Source organism: Pseudomonas pseudonitroreducens, from assembly GCF_021603645.1.
Taxonomy (GTDB): Bacteria; Pseudomonadota; Gammaproteobacteria; order Pseudomonadales; family Pseudomonadaceae; genus Pseudomonas; species Pseudomonas pseudonitroreducens.
In genome coordinates, this window is record NZ_BQHJ01000012.1 from 150,867 (window position 1) to 175,192 (window position 24,326).

At 65.4% G+C, this 24,326-nt stretch carries 22 protein-coding genes; 16 read left to right on the forward strand and 6 right to left on the reverse strand.

All coding sequences use genetic code 11. The features are described 5' to 3' along the window. Positions 1-236: 236 nt before the first annotated feature. The gene (polA, locus tag L6D89_RS26090; protein ID WP_236201623.1) at positions 237-2,987 is read right to left on the reverse strand and encodes a DNA polymerase I; all 2,751 of its coding nucleotides are present in this window, start codon (positions 2,985-2,987) and stop codon (positions 237-239) included. Positions 2,988-3,061: 74 nt separating this feature from the next. Between polA and L6D89_RS26095 the strand changes: the two genes are divergently transcribed. Both L6D89_RS26095 and L6D89_RS26100 read left to right on the forward strand, forming a co-directional pair. After that, complete coding sequence (locus L6D89_RS26095; RefSeq protein ID WP_205338483.1) at positions 3,062-3,349, forward strand: DUF2782 domain-containing protein; 288 nt, start codon at positions 3,062-3,064, stop codon at positions 3,347-3,349. 34 nt (positions 3,350-3,383) lie between these two features. Continuing rightward, positions 3,384-4,334, forward strand: a complete 951-nt coding sequence (locus tag L6D89_RS26100) for a homoserine kinase (RefSeq protein ID WP_236201624.1) — start codon at positions 3,384-3,386, stop codon at positions 4,332-4,334. Positions 4,335-4,784: 450 nt separating this feature from the next. Here L6D89_RS26100 and L6D89_RS26105 read toward each other — a convergent pair whose 3' ends face one another. From L6D89_RS26105 to znuA, 3 genes are all read right to left on the reverse strand, one after another. After that, entirely contained in the window at positions 4,785-5,471 is a 687-nt protein-coding gene (locus L6D89_RS26105) for a TSCPD domain-containing protein (RefSeq protein WP_236172199.1), read from the reverse strand. A gap of 17 nt (positions 5,472-5,488) precedes the next feature. Then, positions 5,489-7,636, reverse strand: a complete 2,148-nt coding sequence (locus tag L6D89_RS26110; protein ID WP_236201625.1) for an adenosylcobalamin-dependent ribonucleoside-diphosphate reductase — start codon at positions 7,634-7,636, stop codon at positions 5,489-5,491. A 446-nt stretch (positions 7,637-8,082) separates the two neighbouring features. Continuing rightward, positions 8,083-9,024 (reverse strand): zinc ABC transporter substrate-binding protein ZnuA, encoded by a 942-nt coding sequence (gene znuA, locus L6D89_RS26115; protein WP_236201626.1) that lies wholly within the window; start codon positions 9,022-9,024, stop codon positions 8,083-8,085. Between the two features lie 70 nt (positions 9,025-9,094). Between znuA and zur the strand changes: the two genes are divergently transcribed. The 14 genes from zur (at position 9,095) to cls (ending at position 21,734) form a co-directional block, all read left to right on the forward strand. Beyond that, positions 9,095-9,601 carry a zinc uptake transcriptional repressor Zur gene (gene zur / locus L6D89_RS26120; protein ID WP_017521236.1) on the forward strand — a complete coding sequence of 169 codons (507 nt, stop codon included), beginning with the start codon at positions 9,095-9,097 and terminating at the stop codon, positions 9,599-9,601. Beyond that, positions 9,601-10,401, forward strand: coding sequence for a zinc ABC transporter ATP-binding protein ZnuC (gene znuC, locus L6D89_RS26125; RefSeq protein ID WP_236201627.1), 801 nt, complete (start codon positions 9,601-9,603; stop codon positions 10,399-10,401). The genes zur and znuC overlap by 1 nt, the downstream gene beginning before the upstream one ends. After that, positions 10,394-11,182 carry a zinc ABC transporter permease subunit ZnuB gene (gene znuB / locus L6D89_RS26130; RefSeq protein ID WP_236201628.1) on the forward strand — a complete coding sequence of 263 codons (789 nt, stop codon included), beginning with the start codon at positions 10,394-10,396 and terminating at the stop codon, positions 11,180-11,182. Before znuC ends, znuB begins: the two co-directional genes overlap by 8 nt. A gap of 36 nt (positions 11,183-11,218) precedes the next feature. Further along, a complete protein-coding gene (locus L6D89_RS26135) occupies positions 11,219-11,596 on the forward strand; it encodes a hypothetical protein (RefSeq protein WP_236201629.1) in 378 nt (125 codons plus the stop codon). Between the two features lie 323 nt (positions 11,597-11,919). Further along, positions 11,920-12,930, forward strand: a complete 1,011-nt coding sequence (locus L6D89_RS26140) for a methionine ABC transporter ATP-binding protein (RefSeq protein ID WP_236172205.1) — start codon at positions 11,920-11,922, stop codon at positions 12,928-12,930. Beyond that, positions 12,927-13,592 (forward strand): methionine ABC transporter permease, encoded by a 666-nt coding sequence (locus tag L6D89_RS26145; protein ID WP_236172206.1) that lies wholly within the window; start codon positions 12,927-12,929, stop codon positions 13,590-13,592. The genes L6D89_RS26140 and L6D89_RS26145 overlap by 4 nt, the downstream gene beginning before the upstream one ends. Before the next feature lie 41 nt (positions 13,593-13,633). After that, positions 13,634-14,416, forward strand: a complete 783-nt coding sequence (locus L6D89_RS26150) for a MetQ/NlpA family ABC transporter substrate-binding protein (RefSeq protein ID WP_236172207.1) — start codon at positions 13,634-13,636, stop codon at positions 14,414-14,416. A 451-nt stretch (positions 14,417-14,867) separates the two neighbouring features. Then, positions 14,868-15,677 carry an energy transducer TonB gene (locus tag L6D89_RS26155; protein WP_236201630.1) on the forward strand — a complete coding sequence of 270 codons (810 nt, stop codon included), beginning with the start codon at positions 14,868-14,870 and terminating at the stop codon, positions 15,675-15,677. Between the two features lie 49 nt (positions 15,678-15,726). Beyond that, positions 15,727-16,443, forward strand: a complete 717-nt coding sequence (locus tag L6D89_RS26160) for a MotA/TolQ/ExbB proton channel family protein (RefSeq protein WP_024766993.1) — start codon at positions 15,727-15,729, stop codon at positions 16,441-16,443. A gap of 1 nt (position 16,444) precedes the next feature. Further along, the gene (locus L6D89_RS26165) at positions 16,445-16,846 is read left to right on the forward strand and encodes an ExbD/TolR family protein (protein WP_024766994.1); all 402 of its coding nucleotides are present in this window, start codon (positions 16,445-16,447) and stop codon (positions 16,844-16,846) included. Positions 16,847-17,400: 554 nt separating this feature from the next. After that, on the forward strand, positions 17,401-18,054 hold the full coding sequence (locus tag L6D89_RS26170; RefSeq protein WP_236172209.1) for a gamma-glutamylcyclotransferase: 654 nt from the start codon (positions 17,401-17,403) through the stop codon (positions 18,052-18,054). 118 nt (positions 18,055-18,172) lie between these two features. Next, complete coding sequence (locus L6D89_RS26175; protein ID WP_236201631.1) at positions 18,173-18,754, forward strand: alpha/beta hydrolase; 582 nt, start codon at positions 18,173-18,175, stop codon at positions 18,752-18,754. A gap of 106 nt (positions 18,755-18,860) precedes the next feature. Next, a complete protein-coding gene (locus tag L6D89_RS26180; protein WP_236201632.1) occupies positions 18,861-20,258 on the forward strand; it encodes an amidase in 1,398 nt (465 codons plus the stop codon). Between the two features lie 42 nt (positions 20,259-20,300). After that, positions 20,301-21,734 (forward strand): cardiolipin synthase, encoded by a 1,434-nt coding sequence (gene cls / locus L6D89_RS26185; protein ID WP_236201633.1) that lies wholly within the window; start codon positions 20,301-20,303, stop codon positions 21,732-21,734. Positions 21,735-21,913: 179 nt separating this feature from the next. Here cls and ahpF read toward each other — a convergent pair whose 3' ends face one another. Further along, positions 21,914-23,479 (reverse strand): alkyl hydroperoxide reductase subunit F, encoded by a 1,566-nt coding sequence (gene ahpF / locus L6D89_RS26190; protein ID WP_236201634.1) that lies wholly within the window; start codon positions 23,477-23,479, stop codon positions 21,914-21,916. 197 nt (positions 23,480-23,676) lie between these two features. After that, entirely contained in the window at positions 23,677-24,240 is a 564-nt protein-coding gene (ahpC, locus tag L6D89_RS26195; protein WP_017517843.1) for an alkyl hydroperoxide reductase subunit C, read from the reverse strand. Positions 24,241-24,326: the final 86 nt, after the last annotated feature.

Genomic DNA, 24,326 nt, shown 5'->3' on the forward strand with positions numbered 1-24,326 from the left:
GAGGGGGAAGTTCGGGGTTTAAGTCCGGACCGCTAGGGCGGGGTCCAGTAATCTGCCAACACTAAACACTGCAAAGGAGCATCGAAGGGCTTCACCAGCCATTCACCAGTTCTGACTCGGCTCCTCGCGGGAAAGTTCAGCAGGTCACAAAAGATTTTTTCCGGCAGGCCCGCAGCAACCCGGACAATCGTGCCAGAAGGCCCGCCTGACGGGCCCTCCGACCGTTCGTCCAGTCGTCAGTGCGCCTCATCCCAGTTCGCCCCGACACCGGCCTCGACGACCAACGGTACGTCCAGTTGCGCCGCGCCGCTCATTAGCGGCCGAATGCCATCACGGACCTGATCGACCAGGTCTTCGCGTACTTCCAGCACCAGTTCATCGTGCACCTGGAGGATGACGCGGGCATCGATAGCGCTGTCCTGCAGCCAGTTATCCACAGCCACCATCGCACGTTTCATGATGTCCGCCGCGGTGCCCTGCATCGGCGCGTTGATCGCCGTGCGTTCGGCGGCCTTGCGCATGGCGCCGTTCTTCGAGGCGATTTCCGGCAGGTACAGGCGGCGGCCGAACAGGGTCTCGACGAAGCCCTGCTCGGCGGCCTGGGCGCGGGTGCGCTCCATGTAGGCCAGCACACCCGGATAACGGGCGAAGTAGCGGTCGATGTAGGCCTGGGCTTCCTTGCGCTCGACGCCGATCTGCTTGGCCAGGCCGAAGGCGCTCATGCCGTAGATCAGGCCGAAGTTGATCGCCTTGGCGCTACGGCGCTGATCGGAAGTCACCTCGTCCAGCGGTACGCCGAAGACTTCGGCGGCGGTGGCGCGGTGCACGTCGCGATCATGGCGGAAGGCGTCCAGCAGGCCTTCGTCCTTGGCCAGGTGGGCCATGATGCGCAGTTCGATCTGCGAATAGTCCGCCGCCAGCAGCTTGTAGCCCTTGGGCGCGACGAAGGCCTGGCGAATGCGCCGGCCTTCTGCGGTGCGGATCGGGATGTTCTGCAGGTTCGGGTCGCTGGAGGACAGCCGGCCGGTGGCCGCCACCGCCTGGTGGTAGCTGGTGTGGATGCGCCCGGTGCGCGGGTTGATCTGCTCCGGCAGCTTGTCGGTGTAGGTGCTCTTGAGTTTGCTCATGGAGCGGTACTGCATGATCACCTTGGGCAGCTCGTAATCCTGCTCGGCCAGCTCGGCGAGGACGTTTTCCGCTGTCGACGGCTGGCCAGTGGCAGTCTTCGACAACACCGGCAGCCCCAGCTTTTCATAAAGTACGGCGCCCAGTTGCTTGGGCGAGCCGAGGTTGAATTCTTCGCCCGCCAAGTCATAGGCCTGGCGCTGCAGCTCGACCATCTTCTCGCCCAGCTCGACACTCTGCTTGCCCAGCAGGTTGGCGTCGACCAGTGCACCATTCCGCTCGATACGCGCCAGCACCGGCACCAGCGGCATTTCGATCTCGGTCAGAACCTTGGCCAGCGACGGGATAGCTTCCAGCTTCTGCCACAGCGTCTGGTGCAGACGCAGGGTGACGTCGGCGTCTTCAGCGGCGTAGGGGCCGGCCTGCTCCAGGGCGATCTGGTCGAAGGTCAGCTGCTTGGCGCCCTTGCCAGCAATGTCCTCGAAGCGGATGGTGCTGTGGCCGAGGTACTTCAGCGCCAGGCTGTCCATGTCGTGGCGGGTCGCGGTGGAGTCCAGCACGTAGGATTCGAGCATGGTGTCGTAGGCGATGCCCTGCACGGCGATGGGCGTCGAAGCGTTGGCCAGGACATTCATGTCGTATTTGGCGTGCTGGCCGACCTTGCGCTTCTTCGGGTCTTCCAGCAGCGGCTTGAGCGCCTTGAGCACGGCATCGCGGTCCAGCTGCGCCGGCACGCCCATGTAGCTGTGCGCCAGCGGCACATAGGCGGCTTCACCTTCCGTGACCGCGAAGGACACGCCCACGACCTGGGCCTGCTGCGGGTCGAGGCTGGTGGTCTCGGTGTCGAAGGCGATCAGCTCGGCGGCTTCCAGCTTCTTCAGCCAGGCATCGAACTGGCTCTGTTCCAGGACGATCTCGTAGCGCTTCTCCGCCGCTGCAGCCGGAGCCTCTTCCAGCGCCAGCTGGGGAGTTCCGGCCTTGGCCGCCTGGCGTTGCAGGTCGTCCAGCCCAGTCTTGAATTCCAGGGTGCGGTACAGCTCGGTCAGCGCCTCGCGGTCCGGCTCGCCGGGGTGCAGGGCATCGATCTCGATGTTCAGTTCGACATCGCACTTGATGGTCGCGAGCTTGTAGGACAGGTAGGCCATGTCCTTGTGCTCTTCGAGCTTGGCCGGCAGGCCCTTGGCACCGCGGATCGGCAGCTCGGGCACCTTGTTCAGGCTGGCGTAGAGCACATCCAGGCCGCCACCCACGCCGGTGAGCAGGCCGAGGGCGGTTTTCTCGCCGACGCCGGGCACGCCGGGAATGTTGTCGACCTTGTCGCCCATCAGCGCCAGGTAATCGATGATCAGTTCAGGACCGACACCGAATTTCTCTTTAACGCCATCCACGTCGAGCACGCTACCGGTCATGGTATTGACCAGCGTAATGTGCCCGTCGACCAGCTGCGCCATGTCCTTGTCACCGGTGGAGATCACCACCGCCCGGCCTCCGGCCGCGCTCTGCCGGGCCAGGGTACCGATCACGTCGTCCGCTTCCACGCCTTCCACACACAGCAGTGGCAGGCCGAGGGCGCGCACGGTGGCGTGCAGCGGTTCCACCTGCACGCGCAGGTCGTCCGGCATCGAGGGACGGTTGGCCTTGTATTCGGCAAACATCTCGTCGCGGAAGGTCCCGCCCTTGGCATCGAAGACCACCGCGAAGGGGCTATCCGGGTATTGCTTGCGCAGGCTCTTGAGCATGTTCAGCACGCCCTTCACCGCTCCCGTGGGCATGCCGGTGGAGGTCATCAGCGGCGGCAGGGCATGGAAGGCGCGATACAGGTAGGACGAGCCGTCCACGAGGACGAGGGGTGCTTGGCTCATGAGGGGAATCAACCTTTTCAGAAGGGCTCGGGCTAAAATGTCCGTAGCCAATTCGACAAAGGGACAAGGTTATCATGCGTACGTTGAACCGCCTGTTGCTCGCCGCTCTACTGGGTCTTGGCGCGACTTCCGTCATGGCGGCGGACGACGCCCCGACGCCGGAACCGGATGTGACCATCCGCCAGGAGGGCGACAAGACCATCCAGGAATACCGCGTCAACGGTTTCCTCTACGCCATCAAGGTCATCCCCAAGCATGGCAAGCCGTACTTCCTGGTGCGCCAGGATGGCAGCGACGGCAACTTCATCCGCTCGGACCAGCCCGACAAGCTGATTCCGCAGTGGCAGATCTTCAGCTGGTAAACCTTCCCGCCCACGACGCTCCAGAGGATTGAGCATGTCGGTATTCACGCCTCTGGAACGTCCGGTTCTCGAAGACTTCCTCGCCCCCTATGGCCTCGGCCGCCTGCGCGACTTCCGCGGCATCGCCGAAGGGTCGGAGAACAGCAACTTCTTCGTCAGCCTCGAACAGGGCGAGTTCGTCCTGACCCTGGTCGAGCGCGGCCCAGTGCAGGAAATGCCGTTCTTCATCGAGTTGCTCGACGTGCTGCACGAAGCCGATCTGCCGGTGCCCTACGCCCTGCGCACGAAGGACGGCGAGGCGCTGCGTCAGCTCGCGGGCAAGCCTGCGCTGCTGCAGCCGCGCCTGGCTGGCCGCCACGAGCGCTCACCGAACAACCATCACTGCCAGGAAGTCGGCGATCTGCTGGCCCGCCTGCACCTGGCGACCCGTGAACGGATCATCGAGCGCCCCAGCGACCGTGGCCTGAGCTGGATGCTGCATGAAGGCGAGACGATGCAGTCGCACCTTTCCGGCAACGCCGCGACTCTGCTGGGCGATGCGCTGGAAGAAATTGCCCGCCTGCTCGCCGAACAACCGGCACTGCCACGCGCCAACCTGCATGCCGACCTGTTCCGCGACAATGTGCTGTTCGACGGCCCGCATCTGGCCGGGGTCATCGACTTCTACAACGCCAGCTCGGGCTGGATGCTCTACGACCTGGCGATCACCGTGAACGACTGGTGCTCCAGCGACGACGGCGCCCTCGACGGCCCGCGCGCCCGAGCCCTGCTGGCGGCTTATGCATCGAAGCGGCCGTTCACCGCGCTGGAGGCCGAGCTGTGGCCGGAGATGCTGCGGGTGGCTTGCGTGCGCTTCTGGCTGTCACGGCTGATCGCCGCCGAGGCGTTTGCGGGGCAGGATGTGCTGATCCACGATCCGCAGGAGTTCGAACGGCGACTGGCGCAGCGGCAGACGGTGGGGATTCACCTGCCGTTTGCGCTGTAAACGCTCCGACGGCTCTTCGTAGGAGCGAGCTTGCTCGCGAACAGGCCCCGCAGCGGAGTTGGTTCGCGAGCAAGCTCGCTCCTACAAAAGAGCAGGCCGGTGTAATGCGGGAGTGAAGATCTGAACCGGAGAGGACATCCCTGCCGTTGATCCTCTACTCAAGGTCAACCCCGGCCTGGCCATCCATGGTCGGGCGTTCGCCGGGCGACGCGTGCGGGCGCCGTAAAGATCTAATTCGGCGCTGGCATCCTTGCCGTTTCTTCTCTGCTCAAGGTCAACCCCGGCCCGGCCATCCATGGCCGGGCGTTCGCCGGGCGACGCCTGCGGGCGCCGTAAAGATCTAATTCGGCGCTGGCATCCTTGCCGTTTCTTCTCTGCTCAAGGTCAACCCCGGCCCGGCCATCCATGGCCGGGCGTTCGCCCTTCAAAACGCATGCGTTTTGAGCGGGCTCACCCACACTTCGAATGACCGCAGTTGAGACAGGTGGCACAGCCATCCATCTGCACCACCGCCATGGTGTTGCACTTGCCGCACAGTTGGGCGCCGGAGGGGAAGCCTTCGCCTGGTTCGGCCTTGTTGGTGCCTTGGGCTGCCTCGTAGGCGGCGCGCTTCTCGGCCAGGTACAGGCGCTGTTCCTCGTCCAGTTGCGGGCCTTCCATCAGGCCGATGGCAACCATGTGGCGCTCGATGACCGCACCGATTTCGGCAACGATCGACGGCATATAGATGCCGCCGCGCTTCAGGTAGCCGCCGCGCGGGTCGAACACCGCCTTCATTTCTTCCACCAGGAAGGTGCAGTCGCCGCCCTTGCGGAACACCGCGGACATGATCCGGGTGAGCGCGACGATCCACTGGAAGTGGTCCATGTTCTTCGAATTGATGAAGATCTCGAAGGGCCGGCGCTGCTCGTACGGGGTATCCGGGTTGAGCACCACGTCATTGATGGTCACGTACAGCGCATGCTCGAACAGCGGCGACTTGATCTTGTAGGTCGCGCCTACCAGCAATTCCGGGCGCTGCAGGGTTTCATCCATCTTCACCACAGCGGCAGCCGCGGCGGCTTCCACGCGGGCCTTTTCCTCGGCCACGTCCACCACCTGGAAGCCTTTGATCTTCTGGTTGATCTTGACGCTCATAGCTCTCTCCAGGGGTCTCAGTACTTACCGTAATAGCCTTCTTTCAGGGCGTCGAAGAGGTTGGCGGCGGTATGCATCTCGCCGTCGTACTCCACCTCCTCGTTGCCCTTGAGTTCGACCACGCTGCCATCTTCCAGCTCGAAGCGGTACACCGTCTTCTCCAGGTCCGATTCCTTCACCAGCACGCCCTGGAAGGCCGCCGGGTTGAAGCGGAAGGTGGTGCAGCCCTTCAGGCCCTGGCGCCAGGCGTAGAGGTAGATGTCCTTGAAGTCCTCGAACGGGTAGTCGGTGGGGACGTTGGCGGTCTTGGAAATCGACGAGTCGATCCACTTCTGCGCGGCGGCCTGGATATCGACATGCTGTTGCGGAGTGATGTCGTCGGCGGTGATGAAGTAGTCCGGCAGGCGGTGCTTCTCTTCCTCGGCGCCCGGCACGGCGTGGTTGTCCACCTGGTCGCGGTAGGCCAGCAGCTCGTAGCTGAAGACCGAGATCTTCTCCTTGGTCTTGCGCCCGGGGCGGATCAGGTTGCGCGAATAGTGGTGGGCGAAGCTCGGCTCGATGCCATTGGAGGCATTGTTGGCCAGGCTCAGGCTGATGGTGCCGGTGGGCGCGATGGAGCTGTGGTGAGTGAAGCGTGCGCCGTGCTCGGCCAGTTCCTCGATCAGTTGCGGTGCATGCTCGGCGACGCGCTGCATGTAGCGCGAGTACTTTGCGTGCAGGACGCGGCCGGCGACCTTGTCACCGACCTTGAGGCCATCGGCCTTCATTTCCGGGCGCTTGCGCAGCATTTCGGCGGTGACTTCGTACTCCTTCACCAACGCCGGCGCCGGGCCTTTCTCGCGGGACAGTTCCAGCGCCACTTCCCAGCCCACCAGGGCCATCTCGCGCGCCACTTCTTCGGTGAACACGCAGGCTTCCGGGCTGCCGTAGCGCAGCTTGAGCAGGGTCAGCGCCGAGCCCAGGCCGAGGAAGCCCATGCCATGGCGACGCTTGCCGAGGATTTCCGCGCGCTGCTGTTCCAGCGGCAGGCCGTTGATCTCCACCACGTTGTCGAGCATGCGGGTGAACACGCGGACCACTTCGCGGTAGCGCTCCCAGTCGAAGCGCGCGTTGTCACCGAAGGCGTCGACCACGAAGCTGGTCAGGTTCACCGAACCCAGCAGGCAGGAGCCATAGGGTGGCAGCGGTTGCTCGCCACAGGGGTTGGTGGCGCGGATCGCCTCGCACCACCAGTTGTTGTTCATCTCGTTGACCCGGTCGATCAGGATGAACCCCGGCTCGGCGTAGTCGTAGGTGGACACCATGATCATGTCCCACAGGTGCCGCGCCTTGACCCGCCCGTAGACCTTGCAGGCCACGCGGCCGTCGTCACCCACCAGGTAGTTGTCGTGCACCGGCCAGTCGCGCCAGACGACTTCGCCCGGGTTGTTCAGGTCGACTTCGTCGCGCTCCTTCGCGTGGATCGGGAACACCAGCGGCCAGTCCTCATCGACTTCCACCGCGTGCATGAAGCCATCGGTGATCAGCAGACTGAGGTTGAACTGGCGCAGGCGGCCGTCTTCACGCTTGGCGCGGATGAACTCGCGGACGTCCGGATGGCTGACGTCGAAGGTGCCCATCTGCGCGCCGCGCCGCCCCCCGGCGGAGCTGACGGTGAAGCACATCTTGTCGTAGATATCCATGAACGACAGCGGCCCGCTGGTGTGTGCGCCGGCGCCGGAGACGTAGGCGCCGCGCGGGCGCAGGGTGCTGAATTCGTAACCGATGCCGCAGCCGGCCTTGAGGGTCAGCCCGGCCTCGTGGACCTTCTCCAGGATGTCGTCCATGGAGTCACGGATGATCCCGGAGACGGTGCAGTTGATGGTCGAGGTGGCCGGCTTGTGCCCCTGCGCGCCAGCGTTGGAGATGATCCGCCCGGCCGGGATGGCGCCATTGCGCAAGGCCCAGAGGAAGCGCTCGTACCAGTGCTCGCGCAGGGCCTTGTTCGCCTCGACGTCGGCCAGGGCGCGGGCGATGCGCTGCCAGGTCTCGTCGACGCTGCCGTCGATGGGTTTACCGCTCTTGTGCTTGAGGCGGTACTTGCTGTCCCAGATATCCTGCGAGGCAGGTTGCAGGGCGAGAACTCCTTGGTTGGCGCCGCGTGGGCGCGCATCGGTCTTGGCCATCCGAGAAATAACCTCCTGTCGGTTGGGTGGCAGGGCGCAAAGGAGCGCGAGTAGACCCAATATGTAGACACAGAAGACTGATCGGCATCAATATCTTGTGCCTGGCTCGCACCATTACACACGATAGACGGTTGACCGGAAGACGCTGAAAAACAAGCACGAAGGCGACGATTGGCGGGGCGTCGGCCGCAAATCAGGCAGGGAAGTTTCAGGCAGGAATGGTGCGACGATCAGGCGCGGCGATGGGCTTTCGTAGGAGGGGACTTCGTCCCCGATGTTGTCCGGCGCGAGGCGAACCTATCGCGGACGAAGTCCCCTCCTACGCTCAGGTCGGGTTCAGGGGCGCATAAAGCGGAACGCTTTATCCGCCATCCGAAGCCCAGCGGCGGATAACGCCCGAGGCGTTATTCGCCCTGCGATCAGGGAAGCTACGACAGCAGCCCGAATCAAAGCTTCTCCAGGCACCCCGCAAACTCATCCGCCAGATTGCCCAGCAGATTCTCGTAGCCCTGGGCATCGACCTTCACCCCCACGCCCAGGTCATCCAACTCGGCCAGGCGCACCGGCAGGCCCTGGCTCAAGGTATCGGCCAGGCGCGGGCGGATCGGCGGCTCGCTGAAGATGCAGGACGGCCCGGCCTTCTGCAGTTGCGCACGCATCATGGCGACGTGCCGGGCCCCCGGCTGCACGTCTGCGGACACCGCGAAAACCCCGGCATGGCGCAGGCCATAGGCCTCTTCGAAGTAGTCGAAGGCTTCGTGGAAGACGAAGAACGGCTTGCCCTTGAGCGGATCGATGCGCTGCTGCAGGCGGGTATTGAGTTGTTCCATGCGCTCGTCGAAGGCCTTCAGGTTGGCCTCGTAGCGGCTGGCATTCGCTGGATCGGCGATGGCCAGGTCCTCGGCCATGCGCGCGGCGATCACCTGGGCGTTGGCCGGCAGCAACCAGAGGTGGGCGTCGATCATGCCGGGACGGTGGTCGTGATCATGGCCAAGGTCGTCATGATCATGATCGTCATGGTCCGGGTGGTTGGACTCACTGAAGTCGGCGAACTTGCGCAGGTGCATGCCGGCCTGGTCCTGCAGCGCGACGCTCGGGCCCTTGCGGCTGTCGAGCACCTTGGGCAGGAAGTTCTCCAGGTCCGGGCCGACCCAGTAGAACAGTTGCGCATCGCGCACGCGACGGATGTCCGAGGGGCGCAGCGAGTAGCTGTGCGGCGAGGCGCCCGGCGGCAGCAGCACGTCCGGCGTGCCTTCGCCGTCCTGGATGGCGGCGGCGATCAGTTGCAGCGGCTTGATGCTGGTCAGCACGCTGACCTCGGCACGCACGGGAAGGCTGAGCAGCAGCGCGCAGGCGGCGGTCAGCAGGGCGACGGGACGGAAGGACACGGCGGCACTCACACAGGAGAGAGATGAAAGAGTAATATAATAACGTCTCTGAACCCGAGCGTCGCCGCGCATGTACAAGATCGCCCCGAAGACTCCCCTCGCCTGCCGCCCGCACGACCACGCCAACTGCGTGGCCAGCGCCCTGGCCGACGCCGACGCGCTGTGCGCGCGCCAGGGCGTGCGCCTGACCGAGCTGCGCCGGCGTGTGCTGGAGCTGGTCTGGGCGAGCCACAAGCCGCTGGGCGCCTACGACATTCTCGCCGTGCTGAGCGAGGAAGACGGCCGCAAGGCGGCGCCGCCGACGGTCTACCGCGCGCTGGACTTCCTCCTGGAAAACGGCCTGGTGCACCGCATCGCCTCGCTCAACGCCTTCATCGGCTGCGCACACCCGGAACACGCCCACGAAGGCCAGTTCCTGATCTGCCGCGCCTGCCACACCGCCATCGAGCTGGAACAGCCGGCCATCAGCGAGGCCATCGTGGCTGGCGCCAAGGGCGTCGGCTTCGCCGTGGAAACCCAGACCGTCGAGATCGTCGGCCTCTGCGGCGCCTGCGCCCCCGGCCAGCGGGAGGCGTGATGAGCGACGCCCTGATCCGCCTGCAAGGCGTCGGCGTCAGTTATGGCGGCCAGGCGGTGCTGCAGAACGTCGACCTGACCATCGCTCCCGGCGAGATCGTCACCCTGATCGGCCCCAACGGCGCCGGCAAGACGACCCTGGTGCGCAGCGTGCTCGGCCTGCTCAAGCCCGACACCGGCAGCGTCTGGCGCGCGCCGAAGCTGTCCATCGGCTATATGCCGCAGAAACTCCACGTCGACCCGACCTTGCCGCTCACCGTCTTCCGCTTCCTCCGTCTGGTGCCCGGTGTACAGCGCACCCAGGCGCTCGACGCGCTGCAGGAAGTCGGCGCGGCGCATGTGATCGACAAGCCGCTGCAGAGCGTTTCCGGCGGTGAGCTGCAACGCGTCCTGCTGGCCCGCGCCCTGCTGCGCAAACCGGAACTGCTGGTGCTTGACGAGCCCGTGCAGGGCGTCGACGTCGCCGGCCAGGCCGAGCTGTACCGCCTGATCGGCCGCCTGCGCGACCGCCTCGGCTGCGGTGTGCTGATGGTTTCCCACGACCTGCACCTGGTGATGAGCGCCACCGACAAGGTGGTCTGCCTGAACCGCCACGTCTGCTGCTCCGGGCATCCGGAACAGGTCAGCGGCGATCCGGCCTTCGTCGAGCTGTTCGGCCAGGATGCCCGCAGCCTGGCGGTCTATCACCACCACCACGACCATTCCCACGACCTGCACGGCGAGGTGGTGAAACCCGCCTTCCCCGCCGGCACGCGCTTCACTCCGGTCCACCAGCACGGCCCCGACTGCAACCATGGCTGATTTCCTGCTCAACGCCCTCCTCGCCGGGCTGGCCCTGGCGGTGGTCGCCGGGCCCCTGGGTTCGTTCGTCGTCTGGCGACGCATGGCCTACTTTGGCGACACCCTGTCCCACGCCGCCCTGCTCGGCGTCGCCCTCGGCTTCCTGCTGGACGTCAGCCCGACGCTGGCGGTGACCGTCGGCTGCGTGCTGCTCGCCGTGCTGCTGGTCACCCTGCAGCAACGCCAGCCGCTGGCCGCCGACACCCTGCTCGGCATCCTCGCCCACAGCACGCTGTCGCTGGGCCTGGTGACCCTGAGCTTCATGAAGGAAGTGCGCGTCGACCTGATGGCCTACCTGTTCGGCGACCTGCTCGCCGTCAGCCACACCGACCTGTTGTGGATAGTCGCCGGCAGCGCCCTGGTGCTGGGGCTGATCTGCTGGCTGTGGCGGCCGCTGCTGGCGATCACCGTGCACGAGGAACTGGCGCGGGTCGAAGGGCTGCCGGTCACCGCCATCCGTCTGGCACTGATGCTGCTGATCGCCATCGTCATCGCCGTGGCCATGAAGATCGTCGGCGTGCTGCTGATCACCTCACTGCTGATCATCCCCGCCGCCGCCGCCCAGCGGCATGCGCGCAGCCCTGAACAGATGGCCTTCGGCGCCAGCCTGATCGGCCTGGTGGCGGTGTGCGCCGGGCTCTCGCTGTCCTGGTTCAAGGACACCCCCGCCGGCCCCTCCATCGTGGTCAGCGCGGCGGCCCTGTTCCTGCTGAGTTTTGTCCTGCCGCGCCGGACGGTGTAGAATTTGGCGATTTTTTGATCAAAGAGACCCTGACGCATGAAGTCGTTCGTCATCCGCCTGTTCTCGCTGATGGCCCTGGCGCTGGCCCTGACAGCCTGCCAGAGCACCGCGAGCAATCTGGCCAACAGCAGTGGCTTCGAAACCGAACTGGCCGCCGGCCGTCTGGAATCCGCGCAGCTTGCGCTGGGTTCCGAGCAGGAAGACGCCACCCAGCTCGCCGAGCGCCGCAAGCGCCTGGCCGACGCCTACCTGGAGCGCAGCCGCGAAGCCCTGGCCAAGGGCGACGTCAATGGCGCCACCACCGCCCTGACCCGCGCCCGCTCGCTGATGCCCCGCGCGCCCGGTGTTGCGGCTGATGTCAGCGGCCTGCAGAAGCCCGCCGCACCCGGCGCTCAGCCAACCTGCACGCCGTAAGCCCACGGGCGCCCGTTCGTGGTGCCCGTTATTCCCTTTTGTTCCGCAGTTAGTTGAACAAAGATTAATCAGCCATAAAAAAGCAGGTTAAAATGCGCGGTTTTGGCTGACCGCCTACGTTTGTCGTCTATCCCTCGACAACTTGGTAGGTCCCGAATCTGTTTAGGGCTTGCGAGCTAGAGCAGTACCAGGCGAAAACAGGCGAGAAAGCGGAGTCTACTCACGCGTAGATGAGCATTTCTCGCCTGTTTTCAACGCCGTAATGCCGACGCGCAGCACGCCATGAACAGGTTCCCACACGCCGTACCCACAAGGTTTGCTACGTGATCGAATTCCACGACGTCCACAAGACCTATCGCGTCGCCGGACGCGATATCCCGGCCCTGCAGCCGACCCGCCTGAGCATCCAGGGCGGCCAGGTGTTCGGCCTGATCGGCCATTCCGGCGCCGGTAAAAGCACCCTGCTGCGCCTGATCAATCGCCTGGAAGAACCCAGTGGCGGGCGCATCGTCATCGACGGCGAAGATATCACCGCCCTCGACGCCGACGGCCTGCGCCGTTTCCGCCAGCGCGTCGGGATGATCTTCCAGCACTTCAACCTGCTGGCCTCGAAGACCGTCGCCGACAACATCGCCATGCCGATGAAGCTCGCCGGTACCTTCAGCGCCGCCGAGATCAGCGCACGGGTGGACGAACTGCTCGAGCGCGTCGGCCTCCAGGACCACGCCCGCAAATACCCGGCGCAGCTGTCCGGCGGCCAGAAGCAGCGCGTCGGCATCGCCCGCGCCCTGGCCTGCCGACCGACCATCCTGCTCTGTGACGAGGCCACCAGCGCCCTCGACCCGCAGACCACCGGCCAGGTCCTGCAACTGCTGGCGGAAATCAACCGCGAGCTGAAGCTGACCATCGTCCTCATCACCCACGAGATGGACGTGATCCGCCGCGTCTGCGACCAGGTTGCGGTGATGGATGCCGGCAGCATCGTTGAACAGGGCGACGTCGCCGATGTGTTCCTCCATCCGCAGCACGACACCACCCGCCGTTTCGTCTTCGAGGCCGAGCGTGTGGACGAGGACGAGCAGCACGACGACTTTGCCCACGTGCCGGGCCGCATCCTGCGCCTGACCTTCCGTGGCGAGGCGACCTACGCGCCGCTGCTGGGCACCGTGGCGCGCCAGACCGGGGTCGACTACAGCATCCTCGCGGGGCGCATCGACCGCATCAAGGACCAGCCCTACGGCCAGCTAACCCTGTCCCTGGTGGGCGGTGACATCGAGGCCGCGATGGCACAGCTGAACGCCGCCGAAGTCCACGTCGAGGTGCTGCGCGCATGAGCGAGTTCTTTTCCAATATCGACTGGTCGGAAATTCTCCAGGCCAGCATCGACACCTTCTGGATGCTCGGCGGCTCGCTGCTGTTCACCATCGTCCTGGGCCTGCCGCTGGGTGTGCTGCTGTTCCTCACCGGGCCCAAGCAGATGTTCGAGAACCGCGCGGTCTACGCCCTGCTGTCCTTCGTGGTGAACGTGCTGCGCTCGCTGCCCTTCATCATCCTGCTGATCGTGATGATCCCCTTCACCGTGCTGATCACCGGCACTTCGTTGGGCGTCGCCGGGGCGATTCCGCCGCTGGTGGTGGGCGCCACGCCGTTCTTCGCGCGCCTGGTGGAAACCGCCCTGCGCGAGGTGGACAAGGGCATCATCGAAGCGACCCAGGCGATGGGCGCCAGCACCCGCCAGATCATCTGGAACGCGCTGCTGCCCGAAGCCCGCCCGGGCATCATCGCCGCCATCACCGTCACCGCCATCACCCTGGTGTCCTACACCGCGATGGCCGGCGTGGTGGGCGCCGGCGGCCTCGGCGACCTGGCCATCCGCTTCGGCTACCAGCGCTTCCAGACCGACGTGATGGTGGTCACCGTGGTGATGCTGCTGGTGCTCGTACAGATTCTGCAGACCGTCGGCGACAAGCTGGTGGTCCACTTCTCCCGCAAGTAACCGACTGGCCCGCCGGACGCGGGCCTTCTTAGGAGCCGACAATGAAAAAACTGCTCGCTGCTTTCGCCGCTGCCGCAGCCATCTCCGCCCCGCTGGCCCAGGCCGCCGACAGCCTGACCGTCGCCGCCACCCCGGTGCCGCACGCCGAGATCCTCAACTTCGTCAAACCCATCCTGGCCAAGGAAGGGGTCGAGCTGAAGGTCAAGGAGTTCACCGACTACGTGCAGCCCAATACCCAGGTCGCCGAGAAGCGCCTGGACGCCAACTTCTTCCAGCACCAGCCGTACCTGGATGAGTTCAACAAGGCCAAGGGCACCAGCCTGGTCGCCGTCACCGGCGTGCACATCGAGCCGCTGGGCGCCTACTCCACCAAGTTCAAGAAGCTCGACGAGCTGCCCTCGGGCGCTACCGTGGTGATCCCCAACGACGCCACCAACGGCGGCCGCGCCCTGCTGCTGCTGGACAAGGCCGGCGTGATCAAGCTGAAGGACAACAAGTCCATCACCGCCACCCCGAAGGACATCGTCGAGAACCCGAAGAACATCAAGGTGCGTGAGCTGGAAGCGGCCACCCTGCCGCGCGTGCTGACCCAGGTCGACCTCGCCCTGATCAACACCAACTACGCCCTGGAAGCCAAGCTGAACCCCACCAAGGACGCGCTGGCCATCGAAGGCTCCGACTCGCCCTACGTGAACATCCTGGTTGCCCGCCCGGACAACAAGGACAGCGCCGCCATGCAGAAGCTGGCCGCCGCCCTGCACAGCCCCGAGGTGAAGCAGTTCATCCTCGAGAAGTACAAGGGCGCCGTCGTTCCGGCGTTCTGATCGCCGACGCAGCTTTACCCCTGAAAAGCCCGGTCGAATGACCGGGCTTTTTCGTTTCCGGCTTTGGGCTTTGGGCTTTGGGCATTTTGTAGGAGCGAGGGGGACGCCTAGTTCTTGCTCGAGAACGGTGCTCGCCGATGGCAGCGGAGCTGGGCGGGTTCGCGAGCAAGCTCGCTCCTACAGGGTTACGCCGGCCGCTCTATCACGGCGTATTGAGCAATTTTTCACCAACCTTTCCTGCATATTTTCCATGCCGCAAAGGCATCGTTTTTTTACCGCTACGCGAAAACCCACGGTTGGCGTGGCCTGCAGCGATTTGCCAAAAACACATAGCACTGAAAGTTATTTAAATAAGAGAAACAATCACTTCAAGAGCTAAGGCGCTCCGCCAATCATGCAGGTCCGTTTCAAGCGCGACGCAGAGCCGCGCAGACCTGCAAGGAGATCGTTCATGGCTCAACCCCAGCATGCCCTCGCGCCGGATGCGTTCCTGCGCCACGTGCCCGGCGGCGACCTGGTCGATCTCGGCCGCCCGCTGCGCCACGCGCTGGAGCTGGGCCGCCACGTGCCGGCGAAAGCCCGCGCGCTGAGCCGCCGCGAAGGCGTGCTGCTCGGCCTGTTCGCCCTGACATTGCACGGTGCGGTGATCTACTGGCTGAGCCAGCAGCCAACGCCCCAGCTGCCGGAGGTACCGCCACAGGTGCCGCCGATGACCATCGAATTCACCGCGCCGACGCCGTCGGTGGTAGAGCCACCACCGCCTGAACCGATTCCCGAGCCGGTGGTGCAGGAGCCGCCGCCCCCGGTGGTGGACGAGAACGCGGTGAAACCGCCGCCACCCAAGCCGATCCCCAAACCCAAGCCGAAACCGGCTCCCAAGCCCGTGCCCAAGCCGGTCGAGCAACCCACACCGCCGAAGGCCGAAACCCCGCCGCCGCAACCGACACCGCCCGCTCCGCCGGCACCGGCTCCAGCCCCGCTGACGCCGCCCTCGGCCAGCGCCGGTTACCTGAAGAACCCGGCGCCGGAATACCCGCCGCTGGCCCAGCGTCGCGGCTGGGAGGGCACCGTTCTGCTGCGCGTGCATGTTCTTGCCAGCGGTAGCCCGAGCGAGATCCAGGTGCAGAAAAGCAGCGGCCGCGACGCCCTGGACGATGCCGCGGTGCGCGCGGTGAAACGCTGGAGCTTCGTCCCCGCCAAGCGCGGCGACGTGGCCCAGGACGGCTGGGTCAGCGTGCCCATCGATTTCAAATTGCATTGATTCAACTTGCCCAGATCAGCCGCACAACAATCGCGGAAGGAGAACACCCATGAGTCTGCCCCTGAACCCCCTGGAATCCGTCGAAGGCGCAGTCATCTGGCTGCTGGTCGGCTTCTCCGTCGTCACCTGGGCGCTGGCCCTGGTGAAAGGCGTCCAGTTCACCCGCCAGAAGTCCCAGGACAAACGCTTCCAGAAGCAGTTCTGGAGCGCCACCAGCCTCGAATCGGCCGGTGACCAGGCCGCCGGCAAGCCCGGCGCCGGAGCCCGTGTGGCCCAGGCCGGCTTTGCCGCCATCCAGGTCCAGGACAACGGCCAGCCGGACCTGGCCCAGTCGATCAACCACCAGGACCGCCTCGAGCGCGCCCTGCGCCAGCAGATCCAGCGCGAGCGCCGCTCCCTGGAATCGGGCCTCGCGGTGCTCGCCTCGATCGGTTCCACCTCACCCTTCATCGGCCTGTTCGGCACCGTGTGGGGCATCATGGAAGCACTCAAGGGCATCAGCGCAGCTGGCTCGGCGAGCCTGGAAACCGTTGCCGGCCCGATCGGCAGCGCGCTGATCGCCACGGGCGTGGGTATCGCCGTCGCCGTGCCTGCCGTGCTGGTCTACAACTACTTCCTGCGCCGCCTGAAGCTCACCGCGGCCGACCTCGACGACTTCGCCCACGACTTCTACAGCCTCGCGCAGAAGAGCGCCTTCCGCGTCGTCGCCCTGCCCACCGCTGCCCGCAAGCCGGCTGCCGGCGCCAGCGTGAAGGAGGCGAGCTGATATGGCCTTCTCGACCCAGGACAGCGACGAGGTTCTCTCCGAGATCAACGTGACCCCGCTGGTGGACGTGATGCTGGTGCTGCTGGTGGTGTTCATCGTCACCGCCCCCCTGCTGACCAACGCCATCCCGATCAACCTGCCGAAGACCGAGGCGGTCGCCCCGCCGGAGCAGAAGGACCCGCTGGTGGTGAGCATCGACGGCGCCGGCAAGTGGTTCATCAACAAGGACGAGATCCAGCCGGACCTGCTGCAAAGCAATCTGGCGGCGGCCAAGGCCAAGGACGCCGAGGTCCGCGTGCAGCTTCAGGCCGACGAAACCGTGAACTACGGCCAGGTGGCCAAGGCCATGGCTTCCATCGAAAAGGCCGGCATTACCAAGCTGGCGGTCATCACCGCACGCTGAGGGCCCTGTAAGACGCCTGAAACAGAACGGGTGTAGAAAAGGACCTCCACAACGTACCGAGCTTCAAGGCCGCTCTCCCAATACTCAGGCAGGGGTGAGCGGCCTTTTTTTATTCCCGGCGTCCCGGCACCCCGCGCCGATATTCCCTGATCGCGTAGGAGCAACTGTCTTTCTCGGGAAGCCCACGCCGATGCTTTCCCCTCACCCCAGCCCTCTCCCAGGGGGAGAGGGAGCCGTCCGTGCCGACTGTTGCCGACGTTTCATCCTGCACCGAACGGTCCCCTCTCCCCTAGGGAGAGGGTTAGGGTGAGGGCCGACGCAAGCGCAGAACTTTCACGTAGGAGCGGACTCCGTCCGCGATCGATTGCCGGCTGCTCGGAGCTGGCCGGTGGCACATCGCGGACAAAGTCCGCTCCTACGCCCGGTTGGCACGCGGCGTAGCCGCCGTTCGTCGTCATCCCCGCCTCGGCAATAAACCTATGCCTTTCAGGCCCTTCCGTACCCGCCGCGGTTCCACTAAGTTGATGACAGTTAGGAGACCTGAGGGGTACCGCATGACATCGTCTCCCGCTTCGGAAGGCCCGTTCTATCCACCGACACTGGGGGTGCCGGAACGCTTCACACCCGCACAGCTGCGCGCCTCGCTCGACATCACCATGAGCGAACATGGCGCCGGCCCGGTGTGGCTGTTCGCCTACGGCTCGCTGATCTGGCGCCCGGAGTTCCCGGTGGCCGAAGCGCGCCGCGCGCGGGTGCACGGCTACCACCGCGGGCTGTACCTGTGGTCCCTGACCCACCGCGGCACCCCGGAAGCGCCAGGCCTGGTACTCGGCCTGGATCGCGGCGGCTCCTGTGCAGGCTTCGCCTTCCGCCTGCCGGAAGACCACCTCGACGCCAACCTCTATGCACTCTGGGAACGGGAGATGCCGTACGCCTCCTACCGCCCGGAATGGCTCAACTGCCGCCTCGACGACGGCAGCCGCGTGCGCGCCCTGGGCTTCGTCCTCGAACGCCACCTGCCCAGCTACGCCGGCGCCCTGCCCGACAACATCGTCGAGCATGTGCTGGCCAGCGCCCAGGGCCACTTCGGCAGCACCCGCGACTACGTCGAGCAGACCGCCCGTGCCTTGCGTGAATACGCCATGCCCGACCTCAACCTGGAAGGCATCCTGGCGCGCTGCTGCCCGCTGCGCCGGGCGCAGGAATGACGGCTTATAGCGATTCGTTTAGCTAAAATACTGCATAAGCAAAGAATTTCTTATTCCTTAACGAATATTAAAACCCTCCCTAGAATGCCCTCTCATGACGATTCGAGAGGGCCGCCCCATGCGCAATGAACGCATCCGCTACCTGATCGTGCCGGGCTGGCACGGTTCCGACGACGCTCACTGGCAGAGCCACTGGCAGCGCGCCCTGCCGAACGCCGCGCGGGTACGGCAGCAGGACTGGATCACTCCGCAGCACAACGACTGGGTCGCCGAACTGGATCGCGAAATCCGCCGCGAGGCCGGCCGCGTGGTGCTGATCGCCCACAGCCTGGGGTGCGTCACCGTCGCCTCCTGGGCGGCCCGTGCCGACCGCCGCGTCCTCGCCCAGGTTGCCGGCGCACTGCTGGTCGCCCCGGCCGACGTGGAGCGGGAAACCTGCCACGAGGCGCTGCGCAATTTCGCTCCCATCGCCGCGCAAACGCTGCCGTTCCCGACGGTGCTGGTGGGTTCGGACAACGACGCCGCCTGCAGCCCGCAGCGCGCCATGGCGCTGGGACGCACCTGGGGCGCCGAGACGGTGATCCTGCCCTCCGCCGGGCACATCAACGTGAAATCCGGCCACGGCGCCTGGGAATCGGGCTACCGTCATCTGTATCGCCTGCAGTACCTGATCGACCAGCAATCGCGCCAGCGCGCCTGACCCGCCCCCGATACGGGCAGCGGGGCGTGTGGTGTGACGAGCGCGCCTATCCCCTCTTGGCGCGGATTCGGCTAGGGTGAGGCATAGCCCCACGCCGGAGACCGCCATGCCACCGTTGCACGACCTGTCCGCCGTCGAACTGCTCGCCCTGTACCGCTCGCACCAGCTCTCGCCAGTCGAGTACCTCGAGCACCTGATCGCCCATATCGACCGCTGGGAGCCGCAGCTCTGCGCGCTCTTCGCCTTCGATCCGCAGCGAGCGATGGAGCAGGCACGGCGCTCCGAGGCGCGCTGGATCCGTTGCGCACCCTGCGGCGAACTGGATGGCGTGCCGGTGACCATCAAGGAACTGATCGCCACCACCGGCGACCCGATTCCCCAGGGCAGCGCCGCCACCCTCCTGCAGCCGGCGACCGGCAACGCTCCGCCCGCCGCGCGAATGAACGAGGCCGGCGCGATCCTGCTGGGCAAGACCACCGTGCCGGACTTCGGCATGCTCTCCTCCGGACTTTCCAGCTTCCACAAGCTGGCCCGCAACCCGTGGGACCTGCGCATGAACCCGGGCGGCTCCAGCGCCGGCGCGGCAAGCGCTGCGGCGGCAGGCTACGGACCGCTGCACATTGGCACCGACATCGGCGGCTCGGTGCGCCTGCCGGCCGGCTGGTGCGGGCTGGTCGGCTTCAAGCCAAGCCTCGGGCGCATCCCCATCGATCCCTATTTCACCGGACGCTGTGCGGGACCGATGACCCGCACACTGGATGACGCCGCGCTGATGATGAAGCACCTGTCGCGCCCGGACTGGCGCGATGCCACGGCCCTGCCGCCGGCCGAGCTCGACTGGCACATCGACTATGGCGAGGTCCGCGGGCTGCGCATCGGCCTGCAGCTCGACCCCGGCTGCGGCCTGCAACCCGAGCCCGAGGTGTGCGCCGCGGTGACAGCCGCCGCGCGACAGTTCGCCGATGCCGGCGCGGAAATCATCGAGGTTCGGCCGATCCTCGACCGCGAGCTGCTGGAGGGCCTGGACAGGTTCTGGCGCGCGCGCCTGTGGGCCGAGCTGGAAACCCTGCCGGCGGAGCGCCAGGCCAAGGTGCTGCCCTATATCTTCCAGTGGGCCGAAGGCGGCGCGGCGGTCAGCGGCGCGGACGCGGTGCGTGGCTTCAATCGCACCTTCGAGATGCGCCGGCGCGCCGCCGAGCAGTTCCAGCAGATCGACTTCCTGCTTTCACCGACCAACCAGGTGGCCGCCTTCCCGGCCGAATGGGCCTCGCCCACCAACGACCCGGCACGGCCCTTCGAGCACATCGGTTTCACCGTGCCGTGGAACATGTCCGAGCAACCGGCACTCTCACTCAACTGCGGCTTCACCGGCGCAGGCATGCCCATCGGCCTGCAGATCGTCGGCCCGCGGTTCGCCGACGTCGAGGTGCTGCGCCTGGGGAAAACCTACGAACACTGGCGCGGCCCCATCAGTCGCTGGCCGCAGCCACCAGGAGCCAACTAGGCTCAGACCATCCGCCGAGCACAAGGATCCGATCGCGCGCCCATGCAGTACTCCGCCTACATCGCTCATTTCCTGGTGGTCATCCAGTTGCTGGGGATCATCGCCGCCGTCCATGCCGTGCTGAGCGTGCGCACCGCGCAAGGCGCCATCGCCTGGGCGACGTCGCTGGTATTCATGCCGCTGCTGACCCTGGTGCCCTACCTGGTGTTCGGCCGTAGCCGCTTCGACGCCTACATCGGCGCGCGCCGGCAGGCCAACGAGGAAATGCACCTGGCCGCCGCCGAGCTCGACTGGCGCCCCTGGGTGGAAGAAGCCCTCGCCGCTCGCCAGTACCACGCGTACAAATCGCTCAAGGCCATGGTCGGCCTGGCGCGCATGCCAACGCTGGCGAACAACAAGGTGCGCCTGCTGGTGAACGGCAAGGCCTCGTTCGAGGCGATGTTCGAGGCGATCTCCAGCGCACGGAAAGTGATCCTCGTGCAGTTCTTCATCATCCGCGACGACGCCCTCGGGCAACGTCTCGCGCAGCTACTGATGGAGCGCGCGGCCAACGGTGTGGATGTGTTCCTGATGTACGACGGCATTGGCAGCCACGCGCTGTCGCGCCGCTATATCGAGCGCCTGCGCCAGGGCGGCGTGCAGGTGCATGCCTTCAGCACAGGCAGCGGCATGATCAACCGCTTCCAGGTGAACTTCCGCAATCACCGCAAGATCGTGGTGGTCGACGGCGTGCGCGGCTTCGTCGGCGGACACAACGTCGGCGTCGAGTACCTGGGCGAGAAGCCACCGCTGGCGCCCTGGCGCGACACTCACATCGAGCTGCATGGTCCGGCGGTGGCGTGCCTGCAGGAGTGCTTCGCCGAGGACTGGTTCTGGGCCACTCACGCGCTGCCGACGCTGATCCTGCCCGATGGCTACGACGACGGAGGCATGCTCTGCCAGGTGGTGCCCAGCGGCCCGGCGGACACCCAGGAAACCTGCTCGCTGTTCTTCGTCGAATCGATCAACGCGGCGGTGGAGCGGGTGTGGATCACCACGCCCTATTTCGTCCCGGACGAAGCCGTCGCCGCCGCCCTGCGCCTGGCGGTGCTGCGCGGCGTTGACGTGCGCATCCTGCTGCCTTCGCGGCCGGATCACCGGACGGTCTACGCCGCCTCCAGCCTCTATGCCCTGGACGCCGTGCGCGCCGGCGTGCGGGTGTTCCGCTACCAGCCGGGATTCCTGCACCAGAAGGTGATACTGATCGACCACGACAGCGCCGCGGTAGGCAGCGCCAACCTGGATAACCGCTCGTTCCGGCTGAATTTCGAGATCATGGTGATCACCGTCGACGAAGGCTTCGCCCGCGACGTGGAGACCATGCTGGAAGAAGACTTTGCGCAATCGGTGGAGATGACCCTGGACGACCGCAAGCGCGTGCATCGCCTGCAGCAACTGGGGATGCGCGTAGCGCGGCTGGTGTCGCCGATTCTCTGAAGGCTCTGGCGCGGGCAATGTTCGCGAGCAAGCTCGCTCCTACAGGCTCATGGTGAGTTCGCTCTTCGTAGGACCGAGGGGGACGCCTAGTCCTTGCTCGCGAATGCTTTTGCCGCACAAAAGAAAACGCCCGGTTCACTCTCGTGAACCGGGCGATTTCTTTCTCTAGCGCGAGGTCATCAGGCTGGCGCGGAGGAGCGGATCAGGTGATCGAAGGCGGAGAGCGACGCCTTGGCGCCTTCGCCGACCGCGATCACGATCTGCTTGTACGGAACGGTGGTCACGTCGCCGGCGGCGAAGATGCCCGGCAGCGAGGTTTCACCGCGAGCGTCGACGATGATCTCGCCGCGCGGGGACAACTCGATGGTGCCCTTGAGCCAGTCGCTGTTGGGCAGCAGGCCGATCTGCACGAAGATGCCTTCCAGGTCGATGGACTTGAACTCTTCCGAGTTGCGGTCCTTGTAGACCAGGCCGGTGACCTTCTGGCCATCGCCTTTCACTTCGCTGGTCAGCGCGCTGGTGATCACATCCACGTTGGGCAGGCTGAACAGCTTGCGTTGCAGCACGGCGTCGGCGCGCAGCTTGCTGTCGAATTCCAGCAGGGTCACGTGGCTGACGATACCGGCCAGGTCGATGGCCGCTTCGACGCCGGAGTTACCGCCGCCGATCACCGCCACACGCTTGCCCTTGAACAGCGGGCCGTCGCAGTGCGGGCAGAAGCAAACGCCCTTGGCCTTGTATTCCTTCTCGCCCGGCACGCCCATTTCGCGCCAGCGGGCGCCGGTGGCCAGGATCACCGACTTGGCCTTGAGGCTGCCGCCGCCCTCGAACTGCACTTCGTGCAGGCCGCCGGCAGTCTTCGCCGGAATCAGCGCGCTGGCGCGCTGCAGGTTCATGATGTCGACGTCGTAGTGCTTGACGTGCTCTTCCAGCTGGCGTGCCAGTTTCGGGCCTTCGGTCTCGGTTACCGAGATGAAGTTCTCGATGGCCATGGTGTCCAGCACCTGGCCGCCGAATCGCTCGGCGGCAACGCCGGTGCGGATGCCCTTACGGGCGGCGTAGATCGCTGCCGCAGCGCCGGCCGGACCACCGCCGACGACCAGTACGTCGAACTCTTCTTTCGCCGAAAGCTTCTCGGCTTCGCGGGCAGCAGCGCCGGTGTCGATCTTCGCGAGGATCTCTTCCACGCCCATGCGGCCCTGGCCGAACACTTCACCGTTGAGGTAGATGCTCGGCACAGCCATGACCTGGCGGCGCTCGACTTCTTCCTGGAACAGCGCGCCGTCGATGGCGACATGGCGGATGTTCGGGTTGAGCACGGCCATCAGGTTCAGCGCCTGGACTACGTCCGGGCAGTTCTGGCAGGACAGCGAGAAGTAGGTTTCGAACTCGAACGAACCCTGGATGCCCTTGATCTGCTCGATCACTTCAGCGTCGAGCTTGGACGGGTGGCCGCCGACCTGCAGCAGTGCCAGCACCAGGGAGGTGAACTCGTGGCCCATGGGGATGCCGGCGAAAGCCAGGCCGATGTTCGCCCCTGGGCGGTTCAGCGAGAAGGACGGCTTGCGCGCGTCGCTGCCATCTTCACGCAGGGTGATCTTGTCGGTCAGGCCGACGATTTCGTGCAGCAGCTCGCTCATCTCGCGGGATTTGTCGCTGTCATCGAGGGACGCGACGATCTCGAATGGCTGCTGGACCTTTTCCAGGTAGGCCTTCAACTGGGTTTTAAGCGTGGCGTCCAACATGATTCAAATCCTCGGAATTTGAGCAAAGGGGTTCCCCGGCAGGCTATTCCGCCCACCCTACGCACGCTTTTGGCTTTGGTAGGGAGGATGCCGGTAGGCATCCTCGGGGTGTTGCCAAACGGCTCGGGAAGCTTTCGTGGGCGGGCGCCCGGTGGTCGCGTGGCGGGAGCCGCCGCGCAACCGCTTCCCGGTCGTTCTTAGATCTTGCCGACCAGGTCCAGGGACGGAGCCAGGGTCTTCTCGCCTTCTTTCCACTTGGCCGGGCAGACTTCACCCGGGTGAGCGGCGGTGTACTGGGCAGCTTTCAGCTTGCGCAGGGTTTCGCCGACGTCACGAGCGATCTCGTTGGAGTGGATTTCGACGGTCTTGATGATGCCTTCCGGGTTGATCACGAAGGTGCCGCGCAGGGCCAGGCCTTCTTCCGGGATGTGTACGCCGAAGGCGTTGGTCAGCTGGTGGGTCGGGTCGCCGATCAGCGGGAACTGGGCTTTACCAACGGCCGGGGAAGTTTCGTGCCACACCTTGTGGGAGAAGTGGGTATCGGTGGTCACGATGTAGACCTCGGTACCGGCCTTCTGGAACTCGGCGTAGTTGTTGGCGGCGTCTTCGATCTCGGTCGGGCAGTTGAAGGTGAAGGCTGCCGGCATGAAGATCAGAACGGACCACTTGCCCTTGAGGGATTCTTCGGTGACTTCGATGAACTTGCCGTTATGGAAAGCGTTGACCTTGAACGGTTGAACGGGGGTGTTGATCAGGGACATTAGGCAATTCCTCAATGAGAGTTTGTCGTTTAATCGAGTGGTCGATCGGTTGAAATTCGACAGGGGCAAGATTATCGCCTGATGAC